19 protein-coding genes are annotated in these 24,980 nt (G+C 71.6%); 13 read left to right on the plus strand and 6 right to left on the minus strand.

Annotation, left to right across the window (positions count from 1 at the left end):
* Positions 1-49: 49 nt before the first annotated feature.
* Positions 50-232, minus strand: a complete 183-nt coding sequence (locus ABZ098_RS23560; protein ID WP_356594141.1) for a hypothetical protein — start codon at positions 230-232, stop codon at positions 50-52.
* 566 nt (positions 233-798) lie between these two features.
* Here ABZ098_RS23560 and ABZ098_RS23565 point away from each other — a divergent pair.
* The 8 genes from ABZ098_RS23565 to ABZ098_RS23600 all read left to right on the plus strand — a co-directional run bounded on the left by ABZ098_RS23565 (position 799) and on the right by ABZ098_RS23600 (position 11,517).
* On the plus strand, positions 799-4,671 hold the full coding sequence (locus ABZ098_RS23565) for a nitrate- and nitrite sensing domain-containing protein (protein ID WP_356594143.1): 3,873 nt from the start codon (positions 799-801) through the stop codon (positions 4,669-4,671).
* 9 nt (positions 4,672-4,680) lie between these two features.
* Entirely contained in the window at positions 4,681-5,094 is a 414-nt protein-coding gene (locus tag ABZ098_RS23570; RefSeq protein WP_003993189.1) for a roadblock/LC7 domain-containing protein, read from the plus strand.
* 110 nt (positions 5,095-5,204) lie between these two features.
* Positions 5,205-5,603: a DUF742 domain-containing protein gene (locus tag ABZ098_RS23575; RefSeq protein WP_003973454.1), complete on the plus strand. Its 399-nt coding sequence runs from the start codon at positions 5,205-5,207 to the stop codon at positions 5,601-5,603.
* Positions 5,584-6,159 carry an ATP/GTP-binding protein gene (locus ABZ098_RS23580; RefSeq protein ID WP_356103414.1) on the plus strand — a complete coding sequence of 192 codons (576 nt, stop codon included), beginning with the start codon at positions 5,584-5,586 and terminating at the stop codon, positions 6,157-6,159. The genes ABZ098_RS23575 and ABZ098_RS23580 overlap by 20 nt, the downstream gene beginning before the upstream one ends.
* A gap of 402 nt (positions 6,160-6,561) precedes the next feature.
* Positions 6,562-9,852 carry a nitrate- and nitrite sensing domain-containing protein gene (locus tag ABZ098_RS23585; protein ID WP_356594145.1) on the plus strand — a complete coding sequence of 1,097 codons (3,291 nt, stop codon included), beginning with the start codon at positions 6,562-6,564 and terminating at the stop codon, positions 9,850-9,852.
* Positions 9,853-9,862: 10 nt separating this feature from the next.
* On the plus strand, positions 9,863-10,276 hold the full coding sequence (locus tag ABZ098_RS23590; protein WP_007384910.1) for a roadblock/LC7 domain-containing protein: 414 nt from the start codon (positions 9,863-9,865) through the stop codon (positions 10,274-10,276).
* Positions 10,277-10,376: 100 nt separating this feature from the next.
* A complete protein-coding gene (locus tag ABZ098_RS23595) occupies positions 10,377-10,955 on the plus strand; it encodes a DUF742 domain-containing protein (protein WP_356594147.1) in 579 nt (192 codons plus the stop codon).
* Complete coding sequence (locus ABZ098_RS23600; protein ID WP_009314218.1) at positions 10,936-11,517, plus strand: ATP/GTP-binding protein; 582 nt, start codon at positions 10,936-10,938, stop codon at positions 11,515-11,517. Before ABZ098_RS23595 ends, ABZ098_RS23600 begins: the two co-directional genes overlap by 20 nt.
* 148 nt (positions 11,518-11,665) lie before the next feature.
* Here ABZ098_RS23600 and ABZ098_RS23605 read toward each other — a convergent pair whose 3' ends face one another.
* From ABZ098_RS23605 to ABZ098_RS23615, 3 genes are all read right to left on the minus strand, one after another.
* On the minus strand, positions 11,666-11,857 hold the full coding sequence (locus ABZ098_RS23605) for an acyl-CoA carboxylase subunit epsilon (protein ID WP_356594149.1): 192 nt from the start codon (positions 11,855-11,857) through the stop codon (positions 11,666-11,668).
* A gap of 57 nt (positions 11,858-11,914) precedes the next feature.
* Positions 11,915-13,510, minus strand: coding sequence for an acyl-CoA carboxylase subunit beta (locus tag ABZ098_RS23610; protein ID WP_356594151.1), 1,596 nt, complete (start codon positions 13,508-13,510; stop codon positions 11,915-11,917).
* A gap of 151 nt (positions 13,511-13,661) precedes the next feature.
* Positions 13,662-15,989, minus strand: coding sequence for a polysaccharide lyase 8 family protein (locus ABZ098_RS23615; RefSeq protein ID WP_356594153.1), 2,328 nt, complete (start codon positions 15,987-15,989; stop codon positions 13,662-13,664).
* A 134-nt stretch (positions 15,990-16,123) separates the two neighbouring features.
* Between ABZ098_RS23615 and ABZ098_RS23620 the strand changes: the two genes are divergently transcribed.
* The gene (locus ABZ098_RS23620) at positions 16,124-16,678 is read left to right on the plus strand and encodes a YceI family protein (protein ID WP_356594155.1); all 555 of its coding nucleotides are present in this window, start codon (positions 16,124-16,126) and stop codon (positions 16,676-16,678) included.
* A gap of 39 nt (positions 16,679-16,717) precedes the next feature.
* Here the strand turns inward: ABZ098_RS23620 and ABZ098_RS23625 are convergent, their stop codons facing one another.
* Complete coding sequence (locus ABZ098_RS23625; RefSeq protein WP_356594157.1) at positions 16,718-20,503, minus strand: DNA-binding protein; 3,786 nt, start codon at positions 20,501-20,503, stop codon at positions 16,718-16,720.
* A 262-nt stretch (positions 20,504-20,765) separates the two neighbouring features.
* Between ABZ098_RS23625 and ABZ098_RS23630 the strand changes: the two genes are divergently transcribed.
* Entirely contained in the window at positions 20,766-22,169 is a 1,404-nt protein-coding gene (locus ABZ098_RS23630; protein ID WP_356594159.1) for a glycosyltransferase 87 family protein, read from the plus strand.
* Positions 22,147-22,368 (plus strand): hypothetical protein, encoded by a 222-nt coding sequence (locus ABZ098_RS23635; RefSeq protein WP_356594161.1) that lies wholly within the window; start codon positions 22,147-22,149, stop codon positions 22,366-22,368. The genes ABZ098_RS23630 and ABZ098_RS23635 overlap by 23 nt, the downstream gene beginning before the upstream one ends.
* Before the next feature lie 30 nt (positions 22,369-22,398).
* On the opposite strand, the gene ABZ098_RS23640 is transcribed toward ABZ098_RS23635, so the two are convergent.
* Positions 22,399-23,502 carry an FUSC family protein gene (locus tag ABZ098_RS23640; RefSeq protein ID WP_356594163.1) on the minus strand — a complete coding sequence of 368 codons (1,104 nt, stop codon included), beginning with the start codon at positions 23,500-23,502 and terminating at the stop codon, positions 22,399-22,401.
* A gap of 61 nt (positions 23,503-23,563) precedes the next feature.
* On the opposite strand from ABZ098_RS23640, the gene ABZ098_RS23645 reads away from it, so the two are divergent.
* Together ABZ098_RS23645 and ABZ098_RS23650 are read left to right on the plus strand one after the other, a co-directional pair.
* On the plus strand, positions 23,564-23,998 hold the full coding sequence (locus ABZ098_RS23645; protein ID WP_356594165.1) for a MarR family transcriptional regulator: 435 nt from the start codon (positions 23,564-23,566) through the stop codon (positions 23,996-23,998).
* Positions 23,999-24,145: 147 nt separating this feature from the next.
* Positions 24,146-24,928 (plus strand): serine protease, encoded by a 783-nt coding sequence (locus tag ABZ098_RS23650; RefSeq protein ID WP_356594167.1) that lies wholly within the window; start codon positions 24,146-24,148, stop codon positions 24,926-24,928.
* Positions 24,929-24,980 lie beyond the last annotated feature (52 nt).

The following is a 24,980-nucleotide window of genomic DNA, read 5'->3' on the forward strand; positions in this document are numbered from 1 at the left end:
CGACGCCCGGGCCACCTCCCCGAAGGGCGGTGATCCGGGCGCGATACGGTTACTTGGCCGCGGAGACCGGGATCTCCATCAGGACCGTGCGCCGGGGGTTGGCGGTCTGGGCGGGGAGGTCGAGCGGGTGCTCCGGCTGCTCCGGGATCCGCAGGGCGTCGGCGTCCTCGAGGTGCGCCAGCGTCGTGCGCCGCGGGTTGGCAATGTTGCGGAACATCATCGTCGTCTTCACGGTTGTACTCGACCTCGGCTGTGGTGGGTTGGACAGATGCGGCCTTCTTGTAAAGCGTCAGGCTAAACATTCCATTCCCTTCCGAAGTCGTGAAGACCCCATGATCAGCATGTGAGTTTGCTCACTCACGTACGGGCAAAACGGACAATCCGCAGCACCAATCCACCCCTACGAAACGGACATTGGCTCCCTGAAGCCATCATTCCGCTCCTGATCATGGCGACTGGGACACCCACCCCCGCGGGGGGACTCGCGGACCTATGTCCGATATGACGAGAACGCATTCCACACCCGGTGACCCGACCCTCACGTGGTGTCACGTAGGTCACGGTCTGACCCACGGACCTTGTTGGAGATCCTGCACTGTGCTGGAATTCCACGGACCGCCGCGGAATCGAGCCGGCGCACAGGGGGCGCAGAGAAGCGCCGAGTGGCGGTGAGAAGGGGGAGCCAGCGCCGGTCACTCAACGACCACCCGGGGTGCGTATTCAGGGCGCTCCCCACAACGCCGACACCGTGCTCCGCCGTCCTGCGGAGGAGCGCCTGGTCCAGAGGTTGCGACGCTAGTGCAGGGACGTTTCAAGAGGGATGGCAGCGCTTCGGCCGAGCCGGAGCGGCACGGCGGGACTGGCCCCAATGTCGGCAGTTCCTCCCCCCAGCACGCCCAGAACCCGGGCCCGGCACCGTCGGCCGACGGGGGTTCCGGCCCCGGCCGCCCCGGCGCTTCGGCGTCCTCGGGCCCGGCGGCCACGCCGACGGTGAAGCCACCGAAGGGTCCGAGCGGCCCCGGGTCGCGCATAGCCCTGCGCAACTGGCGCATCTCCACGCGCCTGGTGTCGCTGCTCGCGCTCCCCGTGGTGGCGGCCACCTCGCTGGGCGCGCTGCGCATCAACGACTCCATGGACGACATCCAGCAGCTCGACAACATGAAGCTGCTGACGGAGATGACCAAGCAGGCCACCGAGCTGGCCGCCGCCCTCCAGGACGAGCGCGACCAGTCCGCGGGCCCGCTGGCGCACGACTCCACGGCGAGCAACATCACGGTCAAGGGCTACCGGGACAAGACGGACCGGGCCGCGACCAACTTCGTCAACGCCGCCGAGGACATCGACACCTCCAGCAAGGACGGCAACCTCCAGGGCGTCCGCGACAGCCTCGTCGGCCTGGTCCGCGACCTGGACACGCTCGGCAAGATCCGCAGCGACGCCTACGAGACCAAGGGCAACGCCACCCAGACGGTGGAGTCCTACCACCGCCTGATCACCCACCTGCTGGACCTCTCCCAGGACATGGCCGAGGCCACCAGCAACCCGGACATGATCCAGCGCACGCGTGCCCTGGCGGCCTTCTCCTCCGCCAAGGAGTACGCCTCCGTCCAGCGCGCGATCCTCGCCGCGGCCCTGCCGGCCAACAAGACGACCCTCGGCGACCTCAGCGAGAACGACCGGCTGTACGCCCAGGGCGCCCTGGACAGCGAGGAGTCCGACCTCAACAGCTTCCGGAGCATCTACGGCGACGAGGACGCCGAGCAGCTCCTCAAGCCCGTCGAGAACGGCAGCTCCACCATCGAGGCCGCCGACCAGTACGCCAGCCGTGCCTTCGGCCGGCCGGAGGGCCTCGCCGACCTGGACCGCCGCTCCTACAAGGACTGGGTCGACGACAGCTCGACAAAGATCCAGGAGATGGGCCGCATCGAGCACACGCTGCTCGAGGACATGGAGCAGAAGGCCCGCGAGCTGCGCAGCGCCACCGAGCGCGACGCGATCATCGCCGGTGCGCTGATCCTGCTCGTCCTCGGTGTCTCCCTGGTCGGCGCCTTCGTCGTCGCCCGGTCCATGATCCGCTCGCTGCGCCGCCTGCAGGAGACCGCCACCAAGGTCGCCCAGGACCGCCTGCCCGAGCTGGTCAAGCAGCTGTCCGAGTCCGACCCGCAGGACGTCGACACCTCCGTGGAGTCGGTCGGTGTGCACTCCCGGGACGAGATCGGCCGCGTGGCCGCGGCCTTCGACGACGTGCACCGCGAGGCGGTCCGCCTCGCCGCCGAGCAGGCCCTGCTGCGGGGCAACGTCAACGCGATGTTCACCAACCTCTCGCGCCGCTCCCAGGGCCTCATCCAGCGTCAGCTCTCGCTCATCTCCGAACTGGAGTCCCGCGAGGCCGACCCGGACCAGCTCTCCTCGCTCTTCAAGCTCGACCACCTCGCCACCCGCATGCGCCGTAACGGTGAGAACCTCCTCGTCCTCGCGGGTGAGGAGCCCGGCCGCCGCTGGACCCGTCCGGTCCCGCTGGTCGACGTGCTCCGCGCCGCCGCGTCCGAGGTGGAGCAGTACGAGCGCATCGAGCTGGCCGCGGTGCCGACCACCGAAGTGGCCGGCCGCGTGGTCAACGACCTCGTGCACCTGCTCGCCGAGCTGCTGGAGAACGCGACCTCGTTCTCCTCGCCGCAGACCAAGGTCAAGGTCACCGGTCACGCGCTGCCCGACGGCCGCGTGCTGATCGAGATCCACGACACCGGCATCGGCCTCTCCCCCGAGGACCTCGCCGCGATCAACGAGCGGCTCGCCTCGCCGCCCACCGTGGACGTCTCCGTCTCCCGCCGCATGGGTCTGTTCGTGGTCGGCCGGCTGTCCCAGCGGCACGGCATCCGCATCCAGCTGCGCCCGTCCGACTCCGGTGGTACGACCGCGCTGGTCATGCTGCCCGTCGACGTCGCCCAGGGCGGCAAGAAGCCCCAGCCCAAGCCCGGTCAGGGTGCTCCCGGCGCCCCGGCCGCGGCTCAGGCCGCCGCCGGTGTGGCCGCGGCCCGTCGCGGCGGCGGCAACGGCCAGGGCGGCGGCGCCCTCGGCGGTGCCCCCGGTGGTCCGGGCGGCGGCGCTCTCGGCGCCGGTGCCTCCTCGGGCGGACGGCTCAACGCCGGTCAGGGACCGCGGGCCGCGCTGCCCGGCAGCGGTGGCCAGGGCGGTCGTCCCGGTGCGCCGGGCGGACCGCGTGGACCGCAGGGTCCGGGTACGCCCCCGCAGGGCCGGCCCGCTCCGGCCGGTGCCGGCTTCGGCGGTCAGGCGCCGGGTGCCCCGCAGGGCCTCCAGGCCGCGGGCACGGGTGGCCCGGGTCAGGACGCCTTCAGCGCCCAGGACGCTTTCGGCGGCGGTCAGGACGCCTTCGGCGGCCGGGGTTCCGTGCCCCCGCAGTCGCAGGCCCAGGGCCAGGCCCCCGAGCCGCAGCAGGGCCGGCGCCGTCGACCGCAGCTCCCGGGCCGCGGTGGTCCGCGCGCCGAGCTGCCCGGCGGCAACCAGCAGCCCCGCACCCCGAGCTGGAGCGACGAGAACGCGCAGCCGCCGGTGCCGCGCGCCTCGCTCGACGTCCCGCGCGGCCACGACGAGCAGGACCCCGCCGCCACCTCGCGCATGCCGCGGATCGAGGAGCACCAGGGCCCGGCGGGCACCTCCGAGTTCCCCCGCCCGGACTTCGACGCCCCGCAGAACACCGGCCAGTTCCCCCGGCCGGGTGCGAACGGTCCGCAGGGCGACTTCCCCCGTCCGGGCGCGGTCGGCCCGCAGAGCACCGGCCAGTTCCCGCGGCCGGGATCCAACGGCCCCCAGGACACCGGCGAGTACCCGCGTCCCGCCGCGAACGACCCGCAGGACATGGGCCAGTACGTCCGCCCGGACGTCTTCGGCACCCCGTCCGGACAGAACGGCGGCTCGCAGACCGGGCAGTTCGCGACTCCGCAGTCGTACGACAACGGCTCCACGGGCCAGTTCGCGATGCCGGGCTACGACGGCGGCTCCACCGGGCAGCACTCGCTGCCGGGTCGTCAGGACCCCGCGTCCACGGGCCAGTTCGAGCGTCCCCAGACCAACGGCGCCGACTTCGGTGCCCCGCGGCCGCCCATGCCGCCGCGGCCCCAGCAGCGGCCGGTCCACCAGGAGCCGGAGGCGCTGCCGCCCGCGGGTCCCGGTGACGGCCGTACGCCGCTGTACGACACGTTGGAGACCAACTGGTTCCACGGCAGCCAGCAGCAGGGACAGGGGCAGCCGGCCAACGGCAACGGCTCCTCCTCCGCTCAGGCCCCGCGGCAGCAGCAGGCTCCGGCGGCCCCACAGAGTTCCGCCGCCGCTCCGCAACGGCCCGCGGCCTCCGCGGCCTGGCGCAGCTCGCCGAACGACGACCTCGTCCGGCAGGCGGAGCGTGTCCGGCAGCCGGCCGCGGGCGGTGTCACCACCTCCGGTCTGCCGCGCCGGGTGCCCAGGGCGAACCTCGTCCCGGGCACGGCTCAGCAGCAACAGCACCAAAGCGGTCCGGCTGTCTCGCGTGCGCCTGACGACGTGCGCGGCCGGCTGACCAACCTCCGTCGGGGTATCGCGCAAGGACGTCAGGTCGGCGGCAACAACGGCCAGACGGGCAGTTTCCCGAACCCCACTCACCAGCAGGAGCGTTAGTTGAGCCCGATGAGCCAGGCGGCACAGAACCTCAACTGGTTGATCACCAACTTCGTGGACAACACCCCCGGGGTGTCCCACACCGTCGTCGTGTCCGCCGACGGCCTTCTGCTGGCGATGTCCGAGGGCTTCCCGCGCGACCGTGCCGACCAGTTGGCCGCCGTCGCGTCCGGGCTGACCTCGCTCACGGCGGGCGCCTCTCGGATCTTCGAGGGCGGCAGCGTGGCCCAGACCGTCGTGGAGATGGAGCGGGGATTCCTCTTCCTCATGTCCGTCTCGGACGGTTCGTCGCTCGCGGTCCTCGCGCACCCGGAATGCGACATCGGCCTCGTCGGCTATGAGATGGCACTGCTTGTCGACCGCGCGGGGGCAGTGCTCACGCCCGATCTGCGAGCCGAGCTGCAAGGCAGTCTGCTCCACTGACCCCACCGGATCCACCCGTCTCACCACATCACCGTCCGGCCGCCACAATCCCCCCACCGGCCTCACCAGACGGCTAGCCAGACCGACTTGCTGTCCCGCCCGGAGGATTCATGACCCCGCCCACCGCCTCTCATGATCCGTACGCGGAGCCGTACGAGGATGAGGGCGACCAGCCGCTGGTACGTCCGTACGCGATGACCGGCGGCCGGACCCGGCCGCGCTACCAGCTCGCCATCGAGGCCCTGATCAGCACCACGGCCGACCCGGCGGCTCTGATGGGGCTCCTCCCCGAGCACCAGCGCATCTGCCACCTGTGCCGTGAGGTGAAGTCGGTCGCCGAGGTCTCGGCACTGCTCGCCATGCCGCTCGGGGTGGCCAGGATCCTCGTCGCGGACCTCGCCGAGGCCGGCCTGGTGGCCATCCACCAGCCGGGCGGCGACGAGAACAACGGCGGCGCTCCCGATGTGACGCTGCTCGAAAGGGTGCTCAGTGGACTTCGCAAGCTCTGACACGGGGCGGGCCACCACGTCCGCGAAGATCGTGGTGGCCGGCGGCTTCGGCGTGGGCAAGACCACGTTCGTCGGCGCGGTCTCCGAGATCAACCCGCTGCGCACGGAGGCCGTCATGACGTCCGCGAGCGCGGGCATCGACGACCTCACCCACACCGGGGACAAGACGACCACCACGGTCGCCATGGACTTCGGCCGCATCACGCTCGACCAGGACCTGATCCTGTACCTCTTCGGTACGCCGGGCCAGGACCGATTCTGGTTCATGTGGGACGACCTGGTCCGCGGTGCCATCGGCGCGGTCGTCCTGGTCGACACCCGGCGTCTGGCCGACTGCTTCCCCGCCGTCGACTACTTCGAGAACAGCGGTCTGCCGTTCGTCGTGGCCCTCAACGGCTTCGACGGGCACCAGCCGTACGCTCCCGAGGAGGTGCGCGAGGCCCTGCAGATCGGGCCGGACGCACCGATCATCACGACGGACGCCCGGCACCGGTCGGACGCCAAGAGTGCCCTGATCACACTGGTCGAGCACGCTCTCATGGCACGTCTGCGGTAACGCCCCGAAGGCGTGTCGACCAGCTCCCAAATCAACATCGTCATACGGCAGTTGTCGTAGATGTCCCGGAGCCGGCTGTGGCCTTGGACACGGTCGGCCCCGGTGTTCATAACGTTTCGGCAGAGGAATCGGATGGTACGGCCACGCGTGGTTGCCAACCGGTCTCGCTGCGCTCACAACAGCCCCGTCATTTGACGGGGCTCGCTCTTTATGACCGTTTTATCTGGGGCTTACATCACGCGGAATCCCCGCGTACCAATGTTTGGAGGTGCGGAGGCCGTCGTGCTGGAATGCCTGAACTGCCCAATAGTCAAAGACGTACTCATCAGTCGATGACGTACTGGGCTCTGAGAGACTGCGGCACAACGTAGGTGCCGACCCCTCCGAGAGGTTGTTGGTCGAGTGAGGCGAAGCAAGAACGGTCCCGAGCCGTCGGCCCGGGGCAACTTCACCCCGCCGCCGCGCGGAGCGGCGCCCTCCCCTGTGCCCGGTCCCGAGCCGACGGCCGCGCCGCCGTCCAGCGGTGGCCGGTTCTCCCCGCGCAACTGGCGGGTGCCCACCCGACTGAACGCGATCCTGCTCATACCCGTGATCGTCGGCCTCGTCATGGGCGGCTTCCAGGTCAAGAGCTCGATCGACACCTGGCGGGAGGCCGAGGACGCGGAGAACACCGCGCGTCTGGTGCGGGCCGCTCTCAGCTACGCCGACGCCCTCTACAACGAGCGTGACAGCACCGCCGCCCCCTTGCTGAGCGGCCAGGGCCAGGACAACGCCACCGTCGTCGCCGCCCGCAAGAAGACCGACCAGGCCGCGGACGCCTTCGACGAGGCCGCCCAGGACATGCCGCAGAAGGCGGGCCTCGAGCGCCGCCTCACGCTGTTCCGGGACGGCGAGGGAGGGCTCCAGACGCTCCGCGCCGGCGCGTACACCTCCCCCAAGCTCACCGGTGTGAAGACCGAAGAGGGCTACACCCAGATCGCGCACCCGCTGACGGAGTTCGCCAACGAGCTCGGCCTGGGCACCGGCAACATCACCAGCTACGGCCGGACCGTCTACGCCATCGAGCTCACCAAGGCGGCCCTGTCGCTGCAGCGCTCCATCGGCATGCACCTGCTGATCAAGCCCGGCCCGGGGCTGAGCAGCTTCGCCAGCCAGAAGGTCGCCCTGTCCTCGTACGCGTACCTGGAGGGCATCGCCGTCGAGGAGTACATCGGCGGTGGCACCGAGGCCGACGCTGCGAAGCTCGACACCGCGAAGAAGCAGATCCAGACGGAGGGCGCGGCGCTGGCCAAGGAGGCCGCCGCCAAGAACCCGAACTACGTCCCGCCGCCGTCCAACCCGACGGACATGGTCTCCGGCATCGCCCAGCTCCCGTCGATGGACGAGAGCGCCCGTGAGTCGCTCGCCAAGGACGGCATCACCGCCGAGAACTGGTGGGCGGTGAACACCCTCAAGTACAACGCGTACCGCCAGATCGAGACCGACCTGGCCGACACCGCGGTGAACGAGGCCGCGAGCATCGCCGACGAGGCCAAGCGGGACGCGTTCATCGTGGGTGCCGCCGTCGTGGTCGCCCTGCTCCTCGCGTTCATCCTGGCCGGCGCCGTCGCCCGGCAGATGTCCCGCTCGATGCGCCAGCTGCGCAACGCCGCCTTCGGCATCGCCGAGCAGCGCCTGCCGATGCTGGTCGACCAGCTCTCGCGCACCGACCCCGGCCGCGTGGACACCCGGGTCCAGCCGATCCCCATCAACACCAAGGACGAGATCGGCGAGGTCGCCCGCGCCTTCGACCAGGTCCACCGCGAGGCCGTACGACTCGCCTCCGAGCAGGCCCTGCTGCGGGGCAACATCAACGCGATCTTCACCAACCTGTCCCGGCGCAACCAGTCGCTGATCGAGGGCCAGCTGACCCTGATCACCGACCTGGAGAACAACGAGGCCGACCCGGACCAGCTGGAGAACCTCTTCCGCCTGGACCACCTCGCGACCCGTATGCGCCGCAACGGCGAGAACCTCCTGGTCCTCGCCGGCGAGGAGCCCGGCCGCCGCTGGGACCAGCCGGTCCCGCTGGTCGACGTGCTGCGCGCCGCCTCCTCCGAGGTGGAGCAGTACGAGCGCGTCGAGCTGTCCGGCGTCCCGGAGGCCGAGATCCACGGCCGCGCGGTCACCGACCTCGTGCACCTGCTCGCCGAGCTGCTGGAGAACGCCACGACGTTCTCCTCCCCGCAGACCAAGGTCCGGGTCACCGCGACTCGGCTGCCCGACGGTCGCATCATGATCGAGATCCACGACAAGGGCATCGGTCTGACCGCCGAGGACTTCGCGGACATCAACCACAAGCTGGCCAACCCGCCGACCGTGGACGCCGCGATCTCCCAGCGCATGGGCCTGTTCGTGGTCGGCCGGCTGTCCGACCGGCACGGCATCCGCGTCCAGCTCCGCCCCTCGGGCGAGCAGGCCGGTACCACCTCGCTGGTCATGCTGCCCGACGCGATCACCCACGGCGGTGGCGGCGAGCACCAGCCGGCCTCCGACGAGTTCACCGTCTCGCAGATCATGCCGGAGCAGCAGCAGTACCAGGGCGAGGACTTCAACAACGGTCTGCCGATGCGTACGGCCGCGGAGCTCGGCTTCGACGACAGCCGCTACTCCGAGGTCCCGGACGACATACGCGAGCTGGACCCGGTCGGCCGCTCCCTCATGCGTGAGGAGCGCCGCGCGGCCCTGGAGGCCCAGAACCAGGACCAGCCGCCCGCCCTGCAGGGCCCCGAGCGGTCGTACGCCGACGCGTTCGACAACTCCCCCAACGCCCCGCAGACCGGCTACGACGCCAACCGTGGCGGCTATCCCGAGCAGCAGCCGGCCTCGTACGACCAGCAGACGTCGTACGAGGAGGCTCAGCAGGCGCCGTACGAGGAGCAGCGGCAGACGGCGTACGAGGAGCCGAACCGTCCGTCGTACGACGAGCCGTACTTCGCGCAGAACGGCACTCTGCCGCAGAACGACACCTTCTCGCCGGGCGGCGGTTACCCGGAGCCCTCCTATGCGGAGCCGGTCCAGGAGGAGCCCGCGGCGGTGCACGCCACCGCCCCGGAAGCCTTCTCGGGCTTCGAGGAGCGCCGCTACCAGGATGACTGGCCGCAGCCGGACGGTTACCGGGGCGGCTACCCGGACCAGTACGCTCCGGAAGCGGAATCCGTGCAGGCCGCTGACGTGAGCGAGCCTGACCGCGTAGGCTTCGACCGTCCGGGGCCGGCCCCCGCCTCCGTGGGTCACGAGCTGACCGACGCCGGGCTCCCCCGCCGTGGCTCCCCCGGGAGCGGCGCCAACGGCTCGAACGGCACGCGGAACGCGACCCAGGAGCCGCCGGCCTCGGCGCCGGAGAGCAACGGCGGCGGCGACAGCTGGCGTTCGGCCAACGACGCGCGGTGGCAGCAGGCCTCCCAGCTCCGGAAGCCCAAGGCGGGCGGGGTCACCTCCTCCGGTCTGCCGCGGCGGGTGCCCAAGGCCAACCTGGTCGAGGGAGCCGCCGAAGCCACCCACCAGGGAGGCCCATCGGTCTCCCGTGCTCCGGAGGACGTCCGGGGCAGGCTGAGCAACCTGCGTCGCGGTGTCCAGCGGGGCCGCAACGCAGGCAGTGAAACGAACGGTCAGGGCTTCGGTTCTGACAGCACCTACAACCAGGAGCGTTAGTGTGAGCCCGATGAGCCAGGCGGCGCAGAACCTGAACTGGTTGATCACCAACTTCGTGGACAACACCCCGGGGGTGTCCCACACGGTGGTGGTCTCCGCCGACGGACTCCTTCTGGCGATGTCCGAAGGCTTTCCGCGCGACCGAGCCGACCAGCTTGCGGCCGTCGCCTCCGGTCTGACCTCGCTGACCGCGGGTGCCTCGCGCATCTTCGAGGGCGGCGCGGTGAACCAGACGGTTGTGGAGATGGAGCGGGGATTCCTCTTCATCATGTCCGTATCCGACGGTTCGTCCCTCGCGGTCCTCGCACATCCGGAGGCGGACATCGGTCTCATCGGGTACGAGATGGCTCTTCTGGTGGACCGTGCCGGTTCGGTCCTGACGCCCGATCTGCGTGCGGAACTCCAGGGCAGCCTGCTCAACTGACAGACAGACGGTGCGTTTTGGCGTCCCGGGGCCGTAAGGTTTCGGGACGCGGCTCCACACAGCGTGATGGGTGCCCGGCACAGTCGGAGGAGGAGAGAAAGTGGCAACACCCCCAGGTGGTTCATCTGGCAATTGGTCGTACGGCCCTGGCCAGGGTCAGAACGACGGTTCCCAGAACCCGAACCGCTACAACTTCCCCTCCGCACCCAGCCAGCGGCCCCAGCAGCCGTACGCGCCCCAGGGCCCCGGGCCGTCGCCGTACGACCAGCCGCCGGCCCCGCGCATCCAGCCGGTGCAGCCGCAGCGACGCTCTGAGCCGGCGCCCGCTGGGGCGTCGAACAACCCCTTGGTGCGTCCGTACGCCATGACCGGCGGCCGGACTCGCCCGCGCTACCAGCTCGCCATCGAGGCGCTGGTGCACACCACCGCGCAGCCGCACCAGATGCAGGGCCAGTTGCCCGAGCATCAGCGGATCTGCAACCTCTGCCGGGAAATCAAGTCGGTGGCGGAAATCTCCGCGCTCCTGACGATCCCTCTCGGCGTGGCCAGGATCCTCGTCGCCGACTTGGCGGAGGCGGGCCTGGTCGCCATCCATCAGCCCGGCGGCGACGAGAGCGCCGGCGGCCAGCCAGACGTGACACTGCTCGAAAGGGTGCTCAGTGGACTTCGCAAGCTCTAGCGGAGGGCCTTCCCGCTCCACCACGTCCGCGAAGATCGTGGTGGCTGGCGGCTTCGGCGTGGGCAAGACCACGTTCGTCGGCGCCGTCTCGGAGATCAACCCGCTGCGCACAGAGGCCGTGATGACGTCCGCGTCGGCCGGCATCGACGACCTCACCCACACCGGGGACAAGACGACCACCACGGTCGCCATGGACTTCGGCCGCATCACCCTGGACCAGGACCTGATCCTGTACCTCTTCGGTACCCCGGGCCAGGACCGCTTCTGGTTCATGTGGGACGACCTGGTCCGCGGCGCCATCGGCGCGATCGTCCTCGTCGACACGAGGCGCCTGGCCGACTGCTTCCCGGCTGTCGACTACTTCGAGAACTCGGGGCTTCCCTTCGTGATCGCCCTGAACGGCTTCGACGGCCAGCAGCCGTACAACCCGGACGAGGTCCGCGAAGCGCTGCAGATCGGGCCGGACACGCCGATCATCACGACGGACGCGCGGCACCGGGCCGATGCGAAGTCTGCTCTCATCACGCTGGTCGAGCACGCTTTGATGGCTCGACTGCGGTAGGTGGTTCTTGCGGCTACCGGGCTGCCACGGACGGTTGTGTGCCGTCTGCGGCAGCCTTGTGGTTGCTCGCGCAGTTCCCCGCGCCCTAAAGACAAAAAAGCCTGAGGGCCCCTCTCTTGCGAGAGGGGCCCTCAGGCGTCGTACAGGCTCAGTGCCAGCTGTGCGGGGCGCGGAAGCCGCCCTCGCGCTCCAGGCGGCGCCAGGCGGCCCTGGGGCGGCCTCGGTGGGTCGGGGTCTCGGAGGGCTGGGCGGCGGCGCGCGCCAGGAGGATCGCCGTGATGGCGGCGACTTCCTCGGGCTCGGCGTGGCCCTTCTCGACGCGGATGTCAGGGGTGCTCATAGGTCACAGTCTCCGTGAGAGAGGTTTCCGCGAGGGTGTCGCGGAGGGTCCGCGGGGTTACTGCGGGGGGTTGCCGTGCTTGCGGGAGGGCAGGTCGGCGTGCTTCGACTGGAGCATCGCCAGGGACCGGATCAGCACCTCGCGGGTCTGCGCCGGGTCGATCACGTCGTCCACGAGGCCACGCTCGGCCGCGTAGTACGGGTGCATGAGCTCGGACTTGTACTCCTTGACCATGCGGGCCCGCATGGCCTCGGGGTCCTCGGCCTCGGCGATCTGACGCCGGAAGATGACGTTGGCGGCACCTTCGGCGCCCATCACGGCGATCTCGTTCGTCGGCCAGGCGTAGGTGAGGTCCGCGCCGATGGACTGGCTGTCCATGACGATGTAGGCCCCGCCGTAGGCCTTGCGCAGGATCAGGGAGATCCTCGGCACGGTGGCGTTGCAGTACGCGTAGAGCAGCTTCGCTCCGTGCCGAATGATGCCGCCGTGCTCCTGGTCGACACCCGGGAGGAACCCGGGGACGTCCAGGAAAGTGACGATCGGGATGTTAAAAGCGTCACACATCTGGACAAAGCGTGCAGCTTTTTCCGATGCCTCGATGTCCAGGACACCGGCGAGCGTCGAGGGCTGGTTGGCCACGATGCCCACGACCTGGCCGTCGAGGCGGGCCAGCGCGCAGATGATGTTGCGGGCCCAGCGCTCGTGGACCTCCAGGTAGTCGCCGTCGTCGACGATCTCCTCGATGACCTTGGTCATGTCGTACGGCCGGTTGCCGTCCGCGGGCACCAGGTCGAGGAGCACCTCGCCGCGCCGGTCGGCCGCGTCGGAGGACTCCACGCGCGGCGGGTTCTCCCGGTTGTTCTGCGGGAGCATCGACAGCAGGTAGCGCACCTCGGCGAGGCACGTCTCCTCGTCGTCGTAGGCGAAGTGGCAGACACCGGAGGTCTCGGCGTGCACGTCGGCGCCGCCGAGGCCGTTCTGGGTGATCTCCTCGCCGGTGACCGCCTTGACGACGTCCGGGCCGGTGATGAACATCTGGGACGTCTCGCGGACCATGAAGACGAAGTCGGTGAGGGCGGGGCTGTAGGCCGCGCCGCCGGCGCACGGGCCGAGCATCACCGAGATCTGCGGGATGACGCCCGACGCCTTGGTGTTGCGCTGGAAGATGCCGCCGTAGCCGGCGAGGGCGGAGACGCCCTCCTGGATGCGGGCGCCTGCGCCGTCGTTCAACGACACCAGGGGCGCCCCGGCCGCGATGGCCATGTCCATGATCTTGTGGATCTTCGTGGCATGGGCCTCGCCCAGCGCGCCGCCGAAGATGCGGAAGTCGTGGGCGTAGACGAAGACCGTGCGGCCCTCCACCGTGCCCCAGCCGGTGATGACACCGTCGGTGTACGGCTTCTTGGCCTCCAGGCCGAACCCTGTCGCCCGGTGCCGACGGAGCTGCTCGACCTCCTGGAAGGAACCCGCGTCGAGGAGCAGCTCGATGCGCTCCCGTGCGGTCAGCTTCCCCTTGGCGTGCTGCGCCTCGGTCGCCTTCTCGCTGGGGCCGGCCAGGGCCGCCGCACGGATCTCGTGCAGCTCCGCCACCCGTCCGCGCGCGTCCGTCGGCTCGCCCGTCGACTCACTCGGCGCCTCATCCAAAACGGTCATGTAGCGACCTTACGAAGACCCGCGAGAAAAGCGAGCCGTCGACTCCTCACAGTCTCCGGCCCGTTTTCCTGGTGCCACTGAACAGAACCCCGGAAGCATGCAGGCGTTCTGACTGCTCAAGGGGCCTGCCGCTTGTAGGGGTCTCACAAAGTCAGCGCGTGAGAGCCACCTCACATTCGTGCGGAGCGCATACCGTCCCCGGAGTGACACGCAGGTGCAGCAGGCGGCCGGTGGCGAGGACCTCGACCGTGTCGTCGGCCCGCACGACCGAGCGCACGGGCCGGTCCCAGACGATCTCCAGCGGTTCGCCCGAACGGGGTGGCTCACCGACGCAGAGGGTAGCGGTACGGCCGCCGCCGCGGACCAGCACGCTCGCTCCCGCCGACGCGGTGAGCGCACCCGCCGTGCCGGCCCGCCAGAAGTTCGCGACGGTCAGGCCGAGGCGGTCGACGCGGACCGACTGGCAGGCGCTGTCGTTGGCGAGGACCGACATCCAGTGCCGGTCGGCGGCGCGGGCGGCGACGGTGCGCCGGGAGGCCCCGGGCATCAGGACGTAGACGTAGGAGGCGTCCTCGGGGTCGGTGCCGTGGTCGAGCCAGAGGGTCTGCCAGCGCCGGGTGCGCCGTTCGCTCGTACCCAAGGTGTTGATGTCGGACCAGGCGCCGGCGCGGTCCTCGCGCAGGGCGCGCAGGCCTTCGGGGACGAGCCAGCCTCCGTGCCCCTCCAGGTGCGCCCAGCCCCGTCCCCGTACGAAGGACTGCGTGCCGGCCTCCCCCAGGTTGCGGTTGTCGACGACCGTCTCGACCGGGACGCCGTCGGCGCAGGTGATGCCCGCGCCGAGGCAGATCACCGCGTCGTCGACGCAGAACCACGACTTGCGGGCCTCAAGCGTCGAGCCCAGTCCCTTCAGGTGCTGGCCGATCGCCGCGTACTCTCCGTCGGTCGTACCGCCGACCCAGCGGACGTCCGGCTTGGGCTCGCCCCACTCGCCGCCGGCCCGGTCGGCAAGGCGCTTGGTGGAGACGGTCGTGCCCGGGAGGCGGTACCAGTCGACGGTGGGCCAGTACCAGTCCGTGTACTGATCGCTTCGGCCCTCCGCCCACCAGGAGAGCATGCCGGCGCCGGTGTGCCAGCCGCGCGGGTTCTCGCCGTTGCCGCATTCGTAGGCGGCGATCCGGTCGCTCGCCATGGCGATGTTGGCGACGAACCCGGGACGGCGGTGGACGGCCCTGTCCATGGCGGCGAAGAGCGTGTGCCCGACGGGTTCGGGGGCGGCCGGGACCGGTGACGCGGCGACCGCGTGCAGCCGGGCGAGGTCGGCGACGCCGAACTGACGTGCCGTCAGGATCGGTGTGACGGTGTCCCGTTCGATCCAGCCCTTCACCATGCCGTGCCAGCGAGTCCGCTCCGCCTCGCTCGCGCCGCCCGCGAGCAGCGCGATGGCGGCGATGATCCCCTGGCCGTGGAAGTGGTCGCTTCGCAGGACGTGCCGTTCGTCGCTCTTGAGGTGACCGCGGCTGATGGCACGGCCGTTGACGCTGTCCATCACCAGGCCGTCGTGGATCAGCGGGGCGTAGGCGCGCTCGACGCTGTCGAGGACGGTCTTCCGGTGCGGGTCGGTCACCTCCCACGCGGAGCCGGCGAGCAGGGCGAAGAGGCGGCCGAGGCCGTCGAGCATGACCTGGCCGTAGGTGCCGGAGTAGGCGACCCAGGTGTGCTGGACGAACGAGCCGTCGGCGTAGAGGCCGTCGCCGTGGGTGACGTACGGGAAGACCGGTGAGAGGGCGTCGCGGGCCAGGGCGATCCGGTCGGGGGCCCGGCCGAGGATGCCGCGCAGGGCGACGGAGCGGCACAGGTCGACGCGGTTGGCGCCGGTGGAGGTGCCGGAGTAGTCGGTGAGCATGGTGTCGGGGACGAAGTGGTCGACGGCTGCGCAGGCCGCGGCCCTCTGGGTGTCCGTGAGGTGGTCGTGGAGGGCGGCCGTGATGTCCATGAGGAGGCGGGGACTGCCGATCTGCCATTCCCACCAGTTGCCGTAGCGGGCGGTGGTGGGGTTGTAGACGGTGGCGGAGAGGTGGTCGAGGCCGCGCAGGACGTCCGCGAGGAGGCTCTCGTCGCCGGTCGAGCCGGTGCCCTGCTGGACGTAGGCCTGGGTCATCGTCCACAGGCGGCCGTAGCTCTGGGTGATGCCGGCCGGGGGGTCGTAGGGAAGGCCGGTCCAGAGGGAGTCGGCAGTCGGGGCCATGGTGGCGCGGAAGCCGCGGGCGAGTTCGCCGGTCTCGGCGAGGCGGGAGGCGTACGGCTCGGACGCCGGGTCGTAACCGGTGCCGAGGGCGATGTCGAGCCAGCGCCCGCGGAGGGTGTCGTAGGGGTCGGCCGCGGCGGCTCGGGCGGGCGGGGCGGCGGCTGCCAGGACCGCGGCCGCGAGTAAGACGGCTCTGCGGGTGGGTCGCACGGGGGCTCTGCGCTGCGGGTTCATACCGGGGCGTGTACCACCGCGGGGCGGGATCGCCAACACTTCGCGGATGATGTTGAAAATTGAACGGAATAGGTCTACGGTCGTTCTCGTTGAGTAGTTCAACGTTCAACATTCTCGCTTCAAGGAGCCTCGTCATGACGAACACCGACCTGACCGCACTGACCGGCGACTACAGCATCGACACCGCCCACTCCACCATCGGCTTCACCGTCCGGCACGCCATGGTCACCAACGTCAAGGGCAAGTTCAACGACTTCAGCGGCTCGCTGCACCTGGACGGCGCCGACCCGTCCGCGTCGACAGCCTCCATCGACGTCAAGATGGACAGCATCGACACCGGTTCCGAGGACCGTGACGGGCACCTCAAGAGCGCGGACTTCTTCAAGATCGAGGAGTTCCCGACGATGACCTTCCGCTCCACCAAGGCGGAGGCGCTCGGCGACGAGGACTACCGCATCACCGGTGACCTGACCATCCTCGGCACCACCAAGCCGCTCACCATCGACCTCGAGTTCAACGGCGCCGCGAAGGACCCCTTCGGCAACGAGCGCGTGGGCTTCGAGGGCAAGGCCGAGATCAAGCGCTCCGAGTGGGGCCTGACCTGGAACGCGGCCCTGGAGACCGGTGGCGTCCTGATCTCCGACAAGATCAAGCTGACCTTCGACATCTCCGCGATCAAGAACGCGTGACCCCGGTCGGTCACGAGCGCGTGACCCCGTCGCCGCGGATCAGCAGGTGCGCCGGTACGGGAGGTCCGGGAGGTACGTCTTCCAGGCGGCCTCGGACAGCCCCGAGCCGGCGCGCTCGCAGATCTCGGTGATCAGACGTCCCGGGTCCAGGTCGTAGCGCTGTACGGGGATGTCGGTACCGGCGGCGTGGAGCGTGCCGTCGGGGCCGAACGCGAGGGCGCGTATGTCGTCGCCCGTGCCGGGCAGGGTGGTGCCGAGGAGCCGTTGGGAGGCCAGGTCCCACAGTTGCAGGCTGCCTGCGGATCCGGCGACGGCGAGGGTCCGTCCGTCGGGGGAGAAGGCGAGCGCGGTGACCGCGCCGGTGGCGTCCGTCGTCGGGTCGGACGTGGTGCCGTCCAGCACGCCGAGGCGGGCCCGCGCGGTCCCGTCCCAGAGGGTGACCCGGCCGAGGACGTCGCCCGCCGCCAGCCGGGTGCCGTCGGGGGCGAAGGCCGCGGCGGTGATCAGGTCCTCACCGAGCACGCGCGGCTCCATGCGTCCGCCCCGCAGGTCGGCGACCAGGCCCTCCTGGGTGACCAGGCCGGTCCCGTCGGCCCTGAGGGCGAGGCCCACGCCCTCCGAGCCCGTGGTGACGGAGTCACTGGGCCGGACACTGCGTACGGTCTTCACCCGCCGCTGCCGACGCACGTCCCACACCTCGACGGCGGGGCGCTCCATGGACCGGTACACCAGCAGGGTGCGGCCGTGGGTGTCGAGGGCGAGGCCGTCCACCGCCAGGGAGCCGTCGGGCCCGGCGTCGACGACCACGGTGGCACGGATGCGGTGGGTCCTGAGGTCCCACACCGTGATCCGGGTGCGGTCGGGCGATGCCCTCTCCTCGGGGTCGTACGGTTCGCGGGCGGTCGCCAGGTATCTGCCGTCGCCGCTGAGCGCCATGAGGGCGGCGCAGGACTCCGCGCCGGGACACGGCTGCTTCGGCGGCTCGAAGACCACCCGCCCCGCGCGGGTGTCCAGCACCTGCACGCGCCGCTCGCCGCCCGTCCCCACGGAGCGGGCCAGGACGCGGCCGTCGTCGGAGAGTTGCGCGCGGTACGCGGTGGGCTCCTGTGGACGTGCCGTGGTGGCGGTGCCGAGGGACAGTGAGCGCACGACGGTGCCGGAGCCGCCGAGGTAACGCACCACTCGCGCGTTCGGGTCGTAGGCGACGTCGTCCCACTCGTCCGCGACGATCCGGCGGCTCAGCACCGGTACCCGCGGACGGGCCGCCCGCCACACCACGAGCCGGTGCGGCCCGGTGCCCACGAGGAAGGTGCCGTCCCCGCCGGACCACACCTGGGTCAGCCCGTCGGCCTTGGCGAGCGGGGTCGCGCGGCCGGTGCGCGGATCCCATCCGTGGATCCCGTCGGCGCCGGCGACGGTGAGCGTGCGGCTGTCCGGGGTGAAGTCCAGGGCGTGGTCGCGGCAGTCGGCGGCCCGTGCCTTCGCCACCCACGGGGCCGAGACCTTCCGCCGGTGCGCCAGATCCCAGAGCTCCAGCGCGTGGCCTCCCGTGCACAGGGCGAGCCAGCGGCCGTCCGGGCTGGCGGCGAGGCCGTCCACGCCGCCGTCCGGTGCGGTCAGCCGCAGCGTCTCGCGCCCGCTGCGGGGGTCCCAGGCGTGTACGCCGCCGTCGTCCCAGTCGACGGCGGCGAGGGTCCGGCCGGTGAAGTCGAACGGGGTCTGCATCGCGTCGACGCCGGGGAGCGTCCTCGTCACCCGCCCGGTCCGTACGTCCCACAGGTCGATCCGGTCCTGCGCCAGCAGCGCGAGGGTACGGCCGTCCGGGCCGACGGCGGCCGGGACGCCGTCCATCAGCTCTCCGGGACCGCGCGCGGACAGGGTGAGCCGGCGCGTGCGCAGGTCCCAGATCCGGACCCGGTCCGCGGTGACGGACACCACGGACCTGCCGTCCGCCGTCAGCCGGTGCACGTCGTTGCCCGAGCCGTCGAAACCGGCGTCGGCGCCCGGCACCGCGAACACGTCCTCGTCCCGCTGGGCCATCGCCCCGATCAGCGCCGACCGGGTCTCCGTCGTGTCGGCGAGCCGTGCGGCGGCGACACTGAGCCGCATGGCCGTGCGCGGGTCGGAGAACCGCATGCCGTCCGCGACGGCGGCGACCCGGCGGGCCTCGGCCTCCACCTGGCGTCGGTCGCTGGTGCGGTTCTGCTGCCAGGCGGCGGCGCCGGCGACGAGCGCGAGCACGAGGAGCGTGGCCAGGGCGCCGACCAGTCCCCGGCGACGACGGCGTTCGCCCCGGCGCGCGGCAGTGCTCGCCGTCAGGAACGCCCGCTCGGGCGGGGTGAGCGACGCATCGGCCAACTGCTCCACCGCCGTGGCCAGTCGGGTGCCGCGGTACAGGGCGCCCGGGTCGCGGCCGAGGCCGTCCCAGGTGCGGGCCGCCTCGGTCAGCCGGCGGTGCACCAGCAACTGCTCGCGCTCCTCGTCGATCCAGCCGGCCAGCCGGGGCCAGGCGGTGATCAGTGCCTCGTGCGCGAGGTCGACGGTGCCGTCATCGAGGGTCACGAGCCGGGCGCGCGCCAGACGGTCCAGCACGAGGGAGACGTCGGCGGGGGTCGCGGGGGCGGTCGGCGGGGCGGTGGGGTCGCAGGGCGCCGGGTCGGCCGGCGGGCCCGTGAAGTCCAGTTCGGCGCGGTCGACCGGGCGGCGGGTGTCCTGGGAGCCCTCGCCGGGGGTGATGAGTCGCAGCAGGACGCGGCGGGCGAGTTCCGCGTGTTCTGCGGACAGCTCCGCCCACACCTCCTCGGCGCTCTGGGCGATGGCCCCGTGGACGCCACCCGCGGCCTCGTACGCCTCCTCGGTCAGGGCCCGGCCGCGGCGGCGGCGCCAGGTCTCGCGCAGAACGTGCGAGAGCAGGGGGAGACCGCCGGGCTCGTCGGCGATCTCGTCGACCAGGCGGGCGGTCAGGGTCCGTTCGACGATGTGTCCGGCGCTCTGGGCCGGCTTGACGATCACCTCGCGCAGCTCGGCCGGGTCCATCGGGCCGACCAGCAGCCCGGACTCCCCCAACGCGTCCGCCAGAGCCCGGTGTTCGGCGCAGCGGCCGTAGAAGTCCGCCCGTACGGCGATGACGACCCGCAGCCCGCTCTCCGGTTCCCGGGCGGCGAGCAGCAGGTCGAAGAACGTCCGGCGTTCGTCCGGGTCCCGGCACAGGGTGAAGACCTCCTCGAACTGGTCCACCACGACCAGGGTGTCGCCCGTCCCCGCCGGTCGCAGCGCCTCGGCGTGGGTGCGGGCCGGGTGCGCGCCCGGGGTGAGGACGCGGATCGCGGTCAGCTCGCGCTCGGCGCGCAGGGCCGGGATCAGGCCGGCCCGCAGGAGCGAGGACTTGCCGCTGCCGGAGGGACCGAAGACCGCGGTGAAACGCCGGTCGCGGACCCGGTGCCGCAGGGCGGTGACGAGTCGGTCGCGGCCGAAGTACCGGTCGTGGTCGTCGGGTTCGAAGCGGGCGAGGCCCTGGTAGGGCGGCTCGACGTCGTCGTCCCGCCCCGCGGCCGCCTCGCGGACCCCCCGTTCGGCCTCCTGCCAGCGGCGCTCCCACTGCGCCACGTCGCCGCCGCAGGCCTCGGCATAGGCGAGGGCCACCTGGAGCGAGGGCAGGTGCTCGCCGGCCGCGGCCTGGGAGAGCGCGGTCACGGAGAAGTGCGCCCGGCGGGCGAGTTCGCGGTAGGTGGGGCCGCCGGCCTCCTGGCGGAGCTTGCGCAGTTCGTACGCGAACCTCGGCACCGGTCCGGCGGCCGGATCGACCGGGGTCTCCCGACGGCCCATGTGTTCCCGTCTCCCCCGTGTCCCCGTGTCAGCCGGCGCCCCGTGTCGTGGACGCCTGTTCGCCGCCGCCACCCTAAGGAACCCCCCGGACCGCCCGCAAGGTTCCGCCGCCCCTGCCACCAGGCACTTTGTTTTGTTCAGAGTGGCGTGCGGTGGCTGCTGAACAACGCGCCGACCGCTGGACTCGTGGTCACGGGCCTCGCTCCAGGGGCCGTTACCGCAGCCGTGCGGTTCCCCGCGCACAGACGCCACGAGGGAAAACATGACCATCACGAAGGGGGCGGAGACACCGCCCTCGCGCACTGCCCGAGGTGTCCTCACGGGGGTGGGACACCTCGGGCAGGCGCCCTCGCCCGCGTCTGACGGGCGGCGGGTCTTCTCCCTCGCGCGCCGGGCCTGGCTCCACTGGCTCGGGTGTGCGGGATTCGCTCTGACCCTGGCGACGACGACGGGGCTCGGCCCGCACCGGGTGTGGGGTGCCTGCGCGGCGGCCGGATACGGCACGGCGGCGGTGCTCGCCGCACGGGACCCGCGTGCCGGGAGCCGGGCCGGGGCGTGGGCCGCGCTGCTCGGCGCGGTCCTGGTGCCGCTGGTGGTGCTCGTCGTCTCGGGCGCGGCCCAGTCGGAGGTCGGTGTCGTCGAGCGCTCGGGGGCGCTGCTGCTGCACACCGGCAGCCCCTATCTGCCGCACCCGGCCCACACCGTGGACTACGACCCGTACCTGCCCGGCATGGCGCTCTTCGGCCTCCCGCGGGCGCTCTTCGGCGACGGTCCGTTCACCGATGCCCGCGTCTGGTTCTGCCTGGCCTTCCTGGTCTGCATGTTCTTCGCCGCGCGCCGACCCGCCGGGGGCGCCGGCCCGGCGCCGGTGGGCGCGGTGGCGCTGCTCGCCGGTTTTCCGGCGGTGGCGCTGCCGCTGGCCGTCGGCGGGGTGGACCTGCCGGTGCTCGGGCTGATGTGCCTGAGTCTGGCGCTGGCGGGCCGGGGCGGCTCGGGAACGGCGGCCGGTGTCGCGATGGGCGCGGCGGCCGCGCTGAAGTGGACGGCGTGGCCGCTGCTGCCGGTGGGGCTGGTCCTGCTCGCGGTCACGGCGGGCCGCCGCACGGCGCTGCGGGCGGCTCTCGCCGCGCTGTCGGTGGCGGCCGCGGCCGTCGTGCCCGTCGCGCTCGCCGACCCGCACGCCTTCGTCGAGCACGTGGTGCTCTTCCCGCTCGGCGAGGGCGCGGTCCGCTCCCCCGCGACCAGCCCGCTGCCGGGCCGTCTGCTGGCCGTGTACGTGCCCGGTGGTGCCGCTCTCGCGACGGGCGCGCTCCTGGCCGCCGCGCTGGGGGTGACGGTCTCGTTGCTGATACGGCCGCCCCGTACCGTCCGTGCGGCGGCGGACCGGCTGGCGGTCGGTCTGGGGCTCGCCATCTGCCTGATCCCGGCGACCCGCTTCGGTTACCTCGTCCTGCCGCTGGTCCTCGCGGGCTGGTTCCGGTGCACGTGGAAAACCGGTGGCTCCGCCTCGGAACAGCGACATCATGGAGCGTATGACCAAAGCTCCCGCCTGGATCACCGTCGCGTCGTACGAGAACGTCCGCGGCTGCCCGACCCCCCTGGCCGCCGTGCGGGCTTGACTACGGGACCGCGGGATCGACTGGATGCCCTTCACCGTCGAGTGTGAGGTGCGGTTCGGTCTCGCGTGCGGGCCCGGGGCGGACGGGCGGTGGCGGGGGTGGTTCCGGGTGGAGGTGGCCGCGGAGGCGCTGTGGCGGCTCGGGTTGCATCCGGGCCAGCCGTCCTCCGTGGTCGACGGGCCCTCGCCGCCGGGGTGGTGGCATGCCGCCGGGGAGCGGTACGCCCTCGCCCGTCGGGCGTCCTGAGCGGCGCCGGGAGACCCGCGGTGCCGTTCGTCAGGACGCGGGACCGGTCAGATTCTCCGTGGCCCGGCCCTCCGCGTGCGGCCGTACGGCGCCCGGTGTCGCCGTCCGCCGCCCCGGGACCGGGAGCAGCCACCACGTCGATGCCACCGCCAGCGCCGCGCCGACCGCGATCGCGGCGAGGCGGGTCGGCAGCAGGCTCGTCGCGTCCTGGCCGAACCAGCCGAGAAGGAAGGAGAGGGCGGTGGTCATTCCAGCGGCCCAGTAGGCGTAGTTGAGGGGGCGCAGCCACAGGGCGAGCGCCAGGACCGTGAACATCAGGGCCACCGAGAGCGGGCCGGTGAACCCGGCGGTGGCGACACCGGCCGCCAGCAGAGTGCCCGCGCAGGCCCCCGCGAGGCGCTCGATTCCCTTGCGCACGACGTCCGTCCGGCCGCGGTTGCCGCTCGCGGCGACGTACGCCGTCAGGACCGCCCAGGGCCAGTGGTCGTCGAAGAGGAGCCGGCCGGCGACGAAGGCGGCGGCGATCGCGGCCGCCATCTGCAACGCCATGCGGGTGCTCGGGCGCGGCCGGAGACGGGACGGGCGGCGGGGTGCGGGGTGCGGCGGCTCGGGATCGGGGCGCCAGGGGCCGTAGCGGTCTCCCAGCCCCTGCACCAGCCACACGCAGCACACCGCGAGCACCCCGATCAGTGCCCCCCAGACCCAGCTCACCAGCGCCCCCTGCGCCTTGGGTGGCAACGCCGGTCCGGGGACGACCAGGAGGGCGATGAACGGGAGGGTCATCAGAGTGCCCGCCTTCGTGGCGGCGGGGCCGTAGCGGCGGATCCAGATGGGGGCCGACATCCCGGCCGTGAAGACCCCGGCGCCGACGGCGTAGTGCGCGGCGATCAGTCGGCCGACCAGGATGGAGACCGCCGCCGTCGCGGGCAGCAACGCGAGCGCGGTGAGCCGGCGGCGGGTGTCGGCGGTGCGCTGGGTTCCGGCCAGGGTGAGGGTCAGGGCGACCGCGAGGACGAGGACGTCGGTGTGCAGCTGGGCGACCGCCTCCAGGAAGAGGGCCAGGGCCCAGCAGAGCAGCACGGCCGTCATGGTCAGAGCTGCTTCGTACGCGTTGCGTATGAGTTTTGCCGTCATGCGAGGAAGATTACGAGGGCTGAGCGGATAGCAATAGTAAGTGTTATCGTACGATCTCCCCATGGAATCCCTCCCCTCCTCCGCCGCCCGTATCCGTCGGGGCGTCGTGCGACTGAACCGGCGGCTTCGACAGGAGCGCGGCGACGGCAGCCTCCCGCCGAGCCAGTTGGAGGTTCTCGGGCACCTGCACCGGCACGGGTCCGCCACCCCCGGTGAGATCGCGACGGCGCTGCGGCAACGGCCGCAGTCGCTCACCCGGGTCTTCGCCGAGCTGGAGGCCGAGGGATTGCTCGCACGCGAGGCCGGGACCGCAGACCGGCGTCAGTCCGTGCTGTCCCTCACGGCGCCGGGCCGGCTGGCACTGGAGCGGGACATGGCGGAGCGGGACGCCTGGCTGGCGGGGGCGTTGGCGTCCTTGAGCGCCACCGAGCGGGGCGTGCTGGAACTGGCCGCGGAGTTGATGGAGCGGGTCGCCGACACGGAGACGCCTGGCTGAATCGCACCCCTTGTGCGCGAGTTCACAGGATTCCCATAATCCATCAACAGATTTGACCAGCCCATGTCAGAAATTGGGCGGATCTTTTGATGCTCAGACTTGGCATGAACTCGTCAAAGCCACCCCCCACCTGGAAGAGGCGTCCCCTTGAAGAATCTCCTCACGGCCGTCAAGAGATGTCTGGCGGTCGCTGCCGCCGCGCTCGCGATCGCCAGCCTCCAGCCCGTGTCGGCCGCACAGGCCGCGCCCGCGCCCGTCGTCGGCGGCAGCCGTGCCGCGCAGGGCGAGTTCCCGTTCATGGTGCGGCTGTCCATGGGGTGCGGCGGCGCGCTGTACACCCAGCAGATCGTGCTCACCGCCGCGCACTGCGTGAACGGGACCGGCGCGAACACCAGCATCACCGCGACCGCCGGTGTCGCGGACCTCCAGTCCAGCACCGGACGGGTGCAGGTGCGGTCGACGTACGTCTACCGGGCGCCCGGGTACAACGGCGACGGCAAGGACTGGGCGCTCATCAAGCTCGCCTCGCCGATCAACCTCCCCACGCTGAAGATCGCGACGACCACGCAGTACAACACCGGCACCTTCACGGTCGCGGGCTGGGGCGCGGCCACCGAGGGCGGGGCTCAGCAGCGGTACCTGCTGAAGGCCACCGTGCCGTTCGTGAGCGACGCGACCTGCCGGGCGTACAGCGGGTACAGCGGGCTCATCGCCAACGAGGAGATCTGCGCGGGGTACTCCTCGGGCGGGGTCGACACCTGCCAGGGCGACTCCGGCGGCCCGATGTTCCGCCGGGACTCCGCGAACGCGTGGGTGCAGGTGGGCATCGTGAGCTGGGGCATAGGCTGCGCCCGGCCCAACGCGCCCGGTGTGTACACCGAGGTGTCCACGTTCGCCTCGGCGATCGCTTCGGCGGCCGCGTCACTGTGAGGTAGGGCGGGTCTCGTACGGTCTCGCGCGGGTCCGGTGCCGGTGTGCGCCG

Source organism: Streptomyces sp. NPDC006335 (genome assembly GCF_040612795.1).
In the GTDB taxonomy this organism is placed as follows: domain Bacteria; phylum Actinomycetota; class Actinomycetes; order Streptomycetales; family Streptomycetaceae; genus Streptomyces.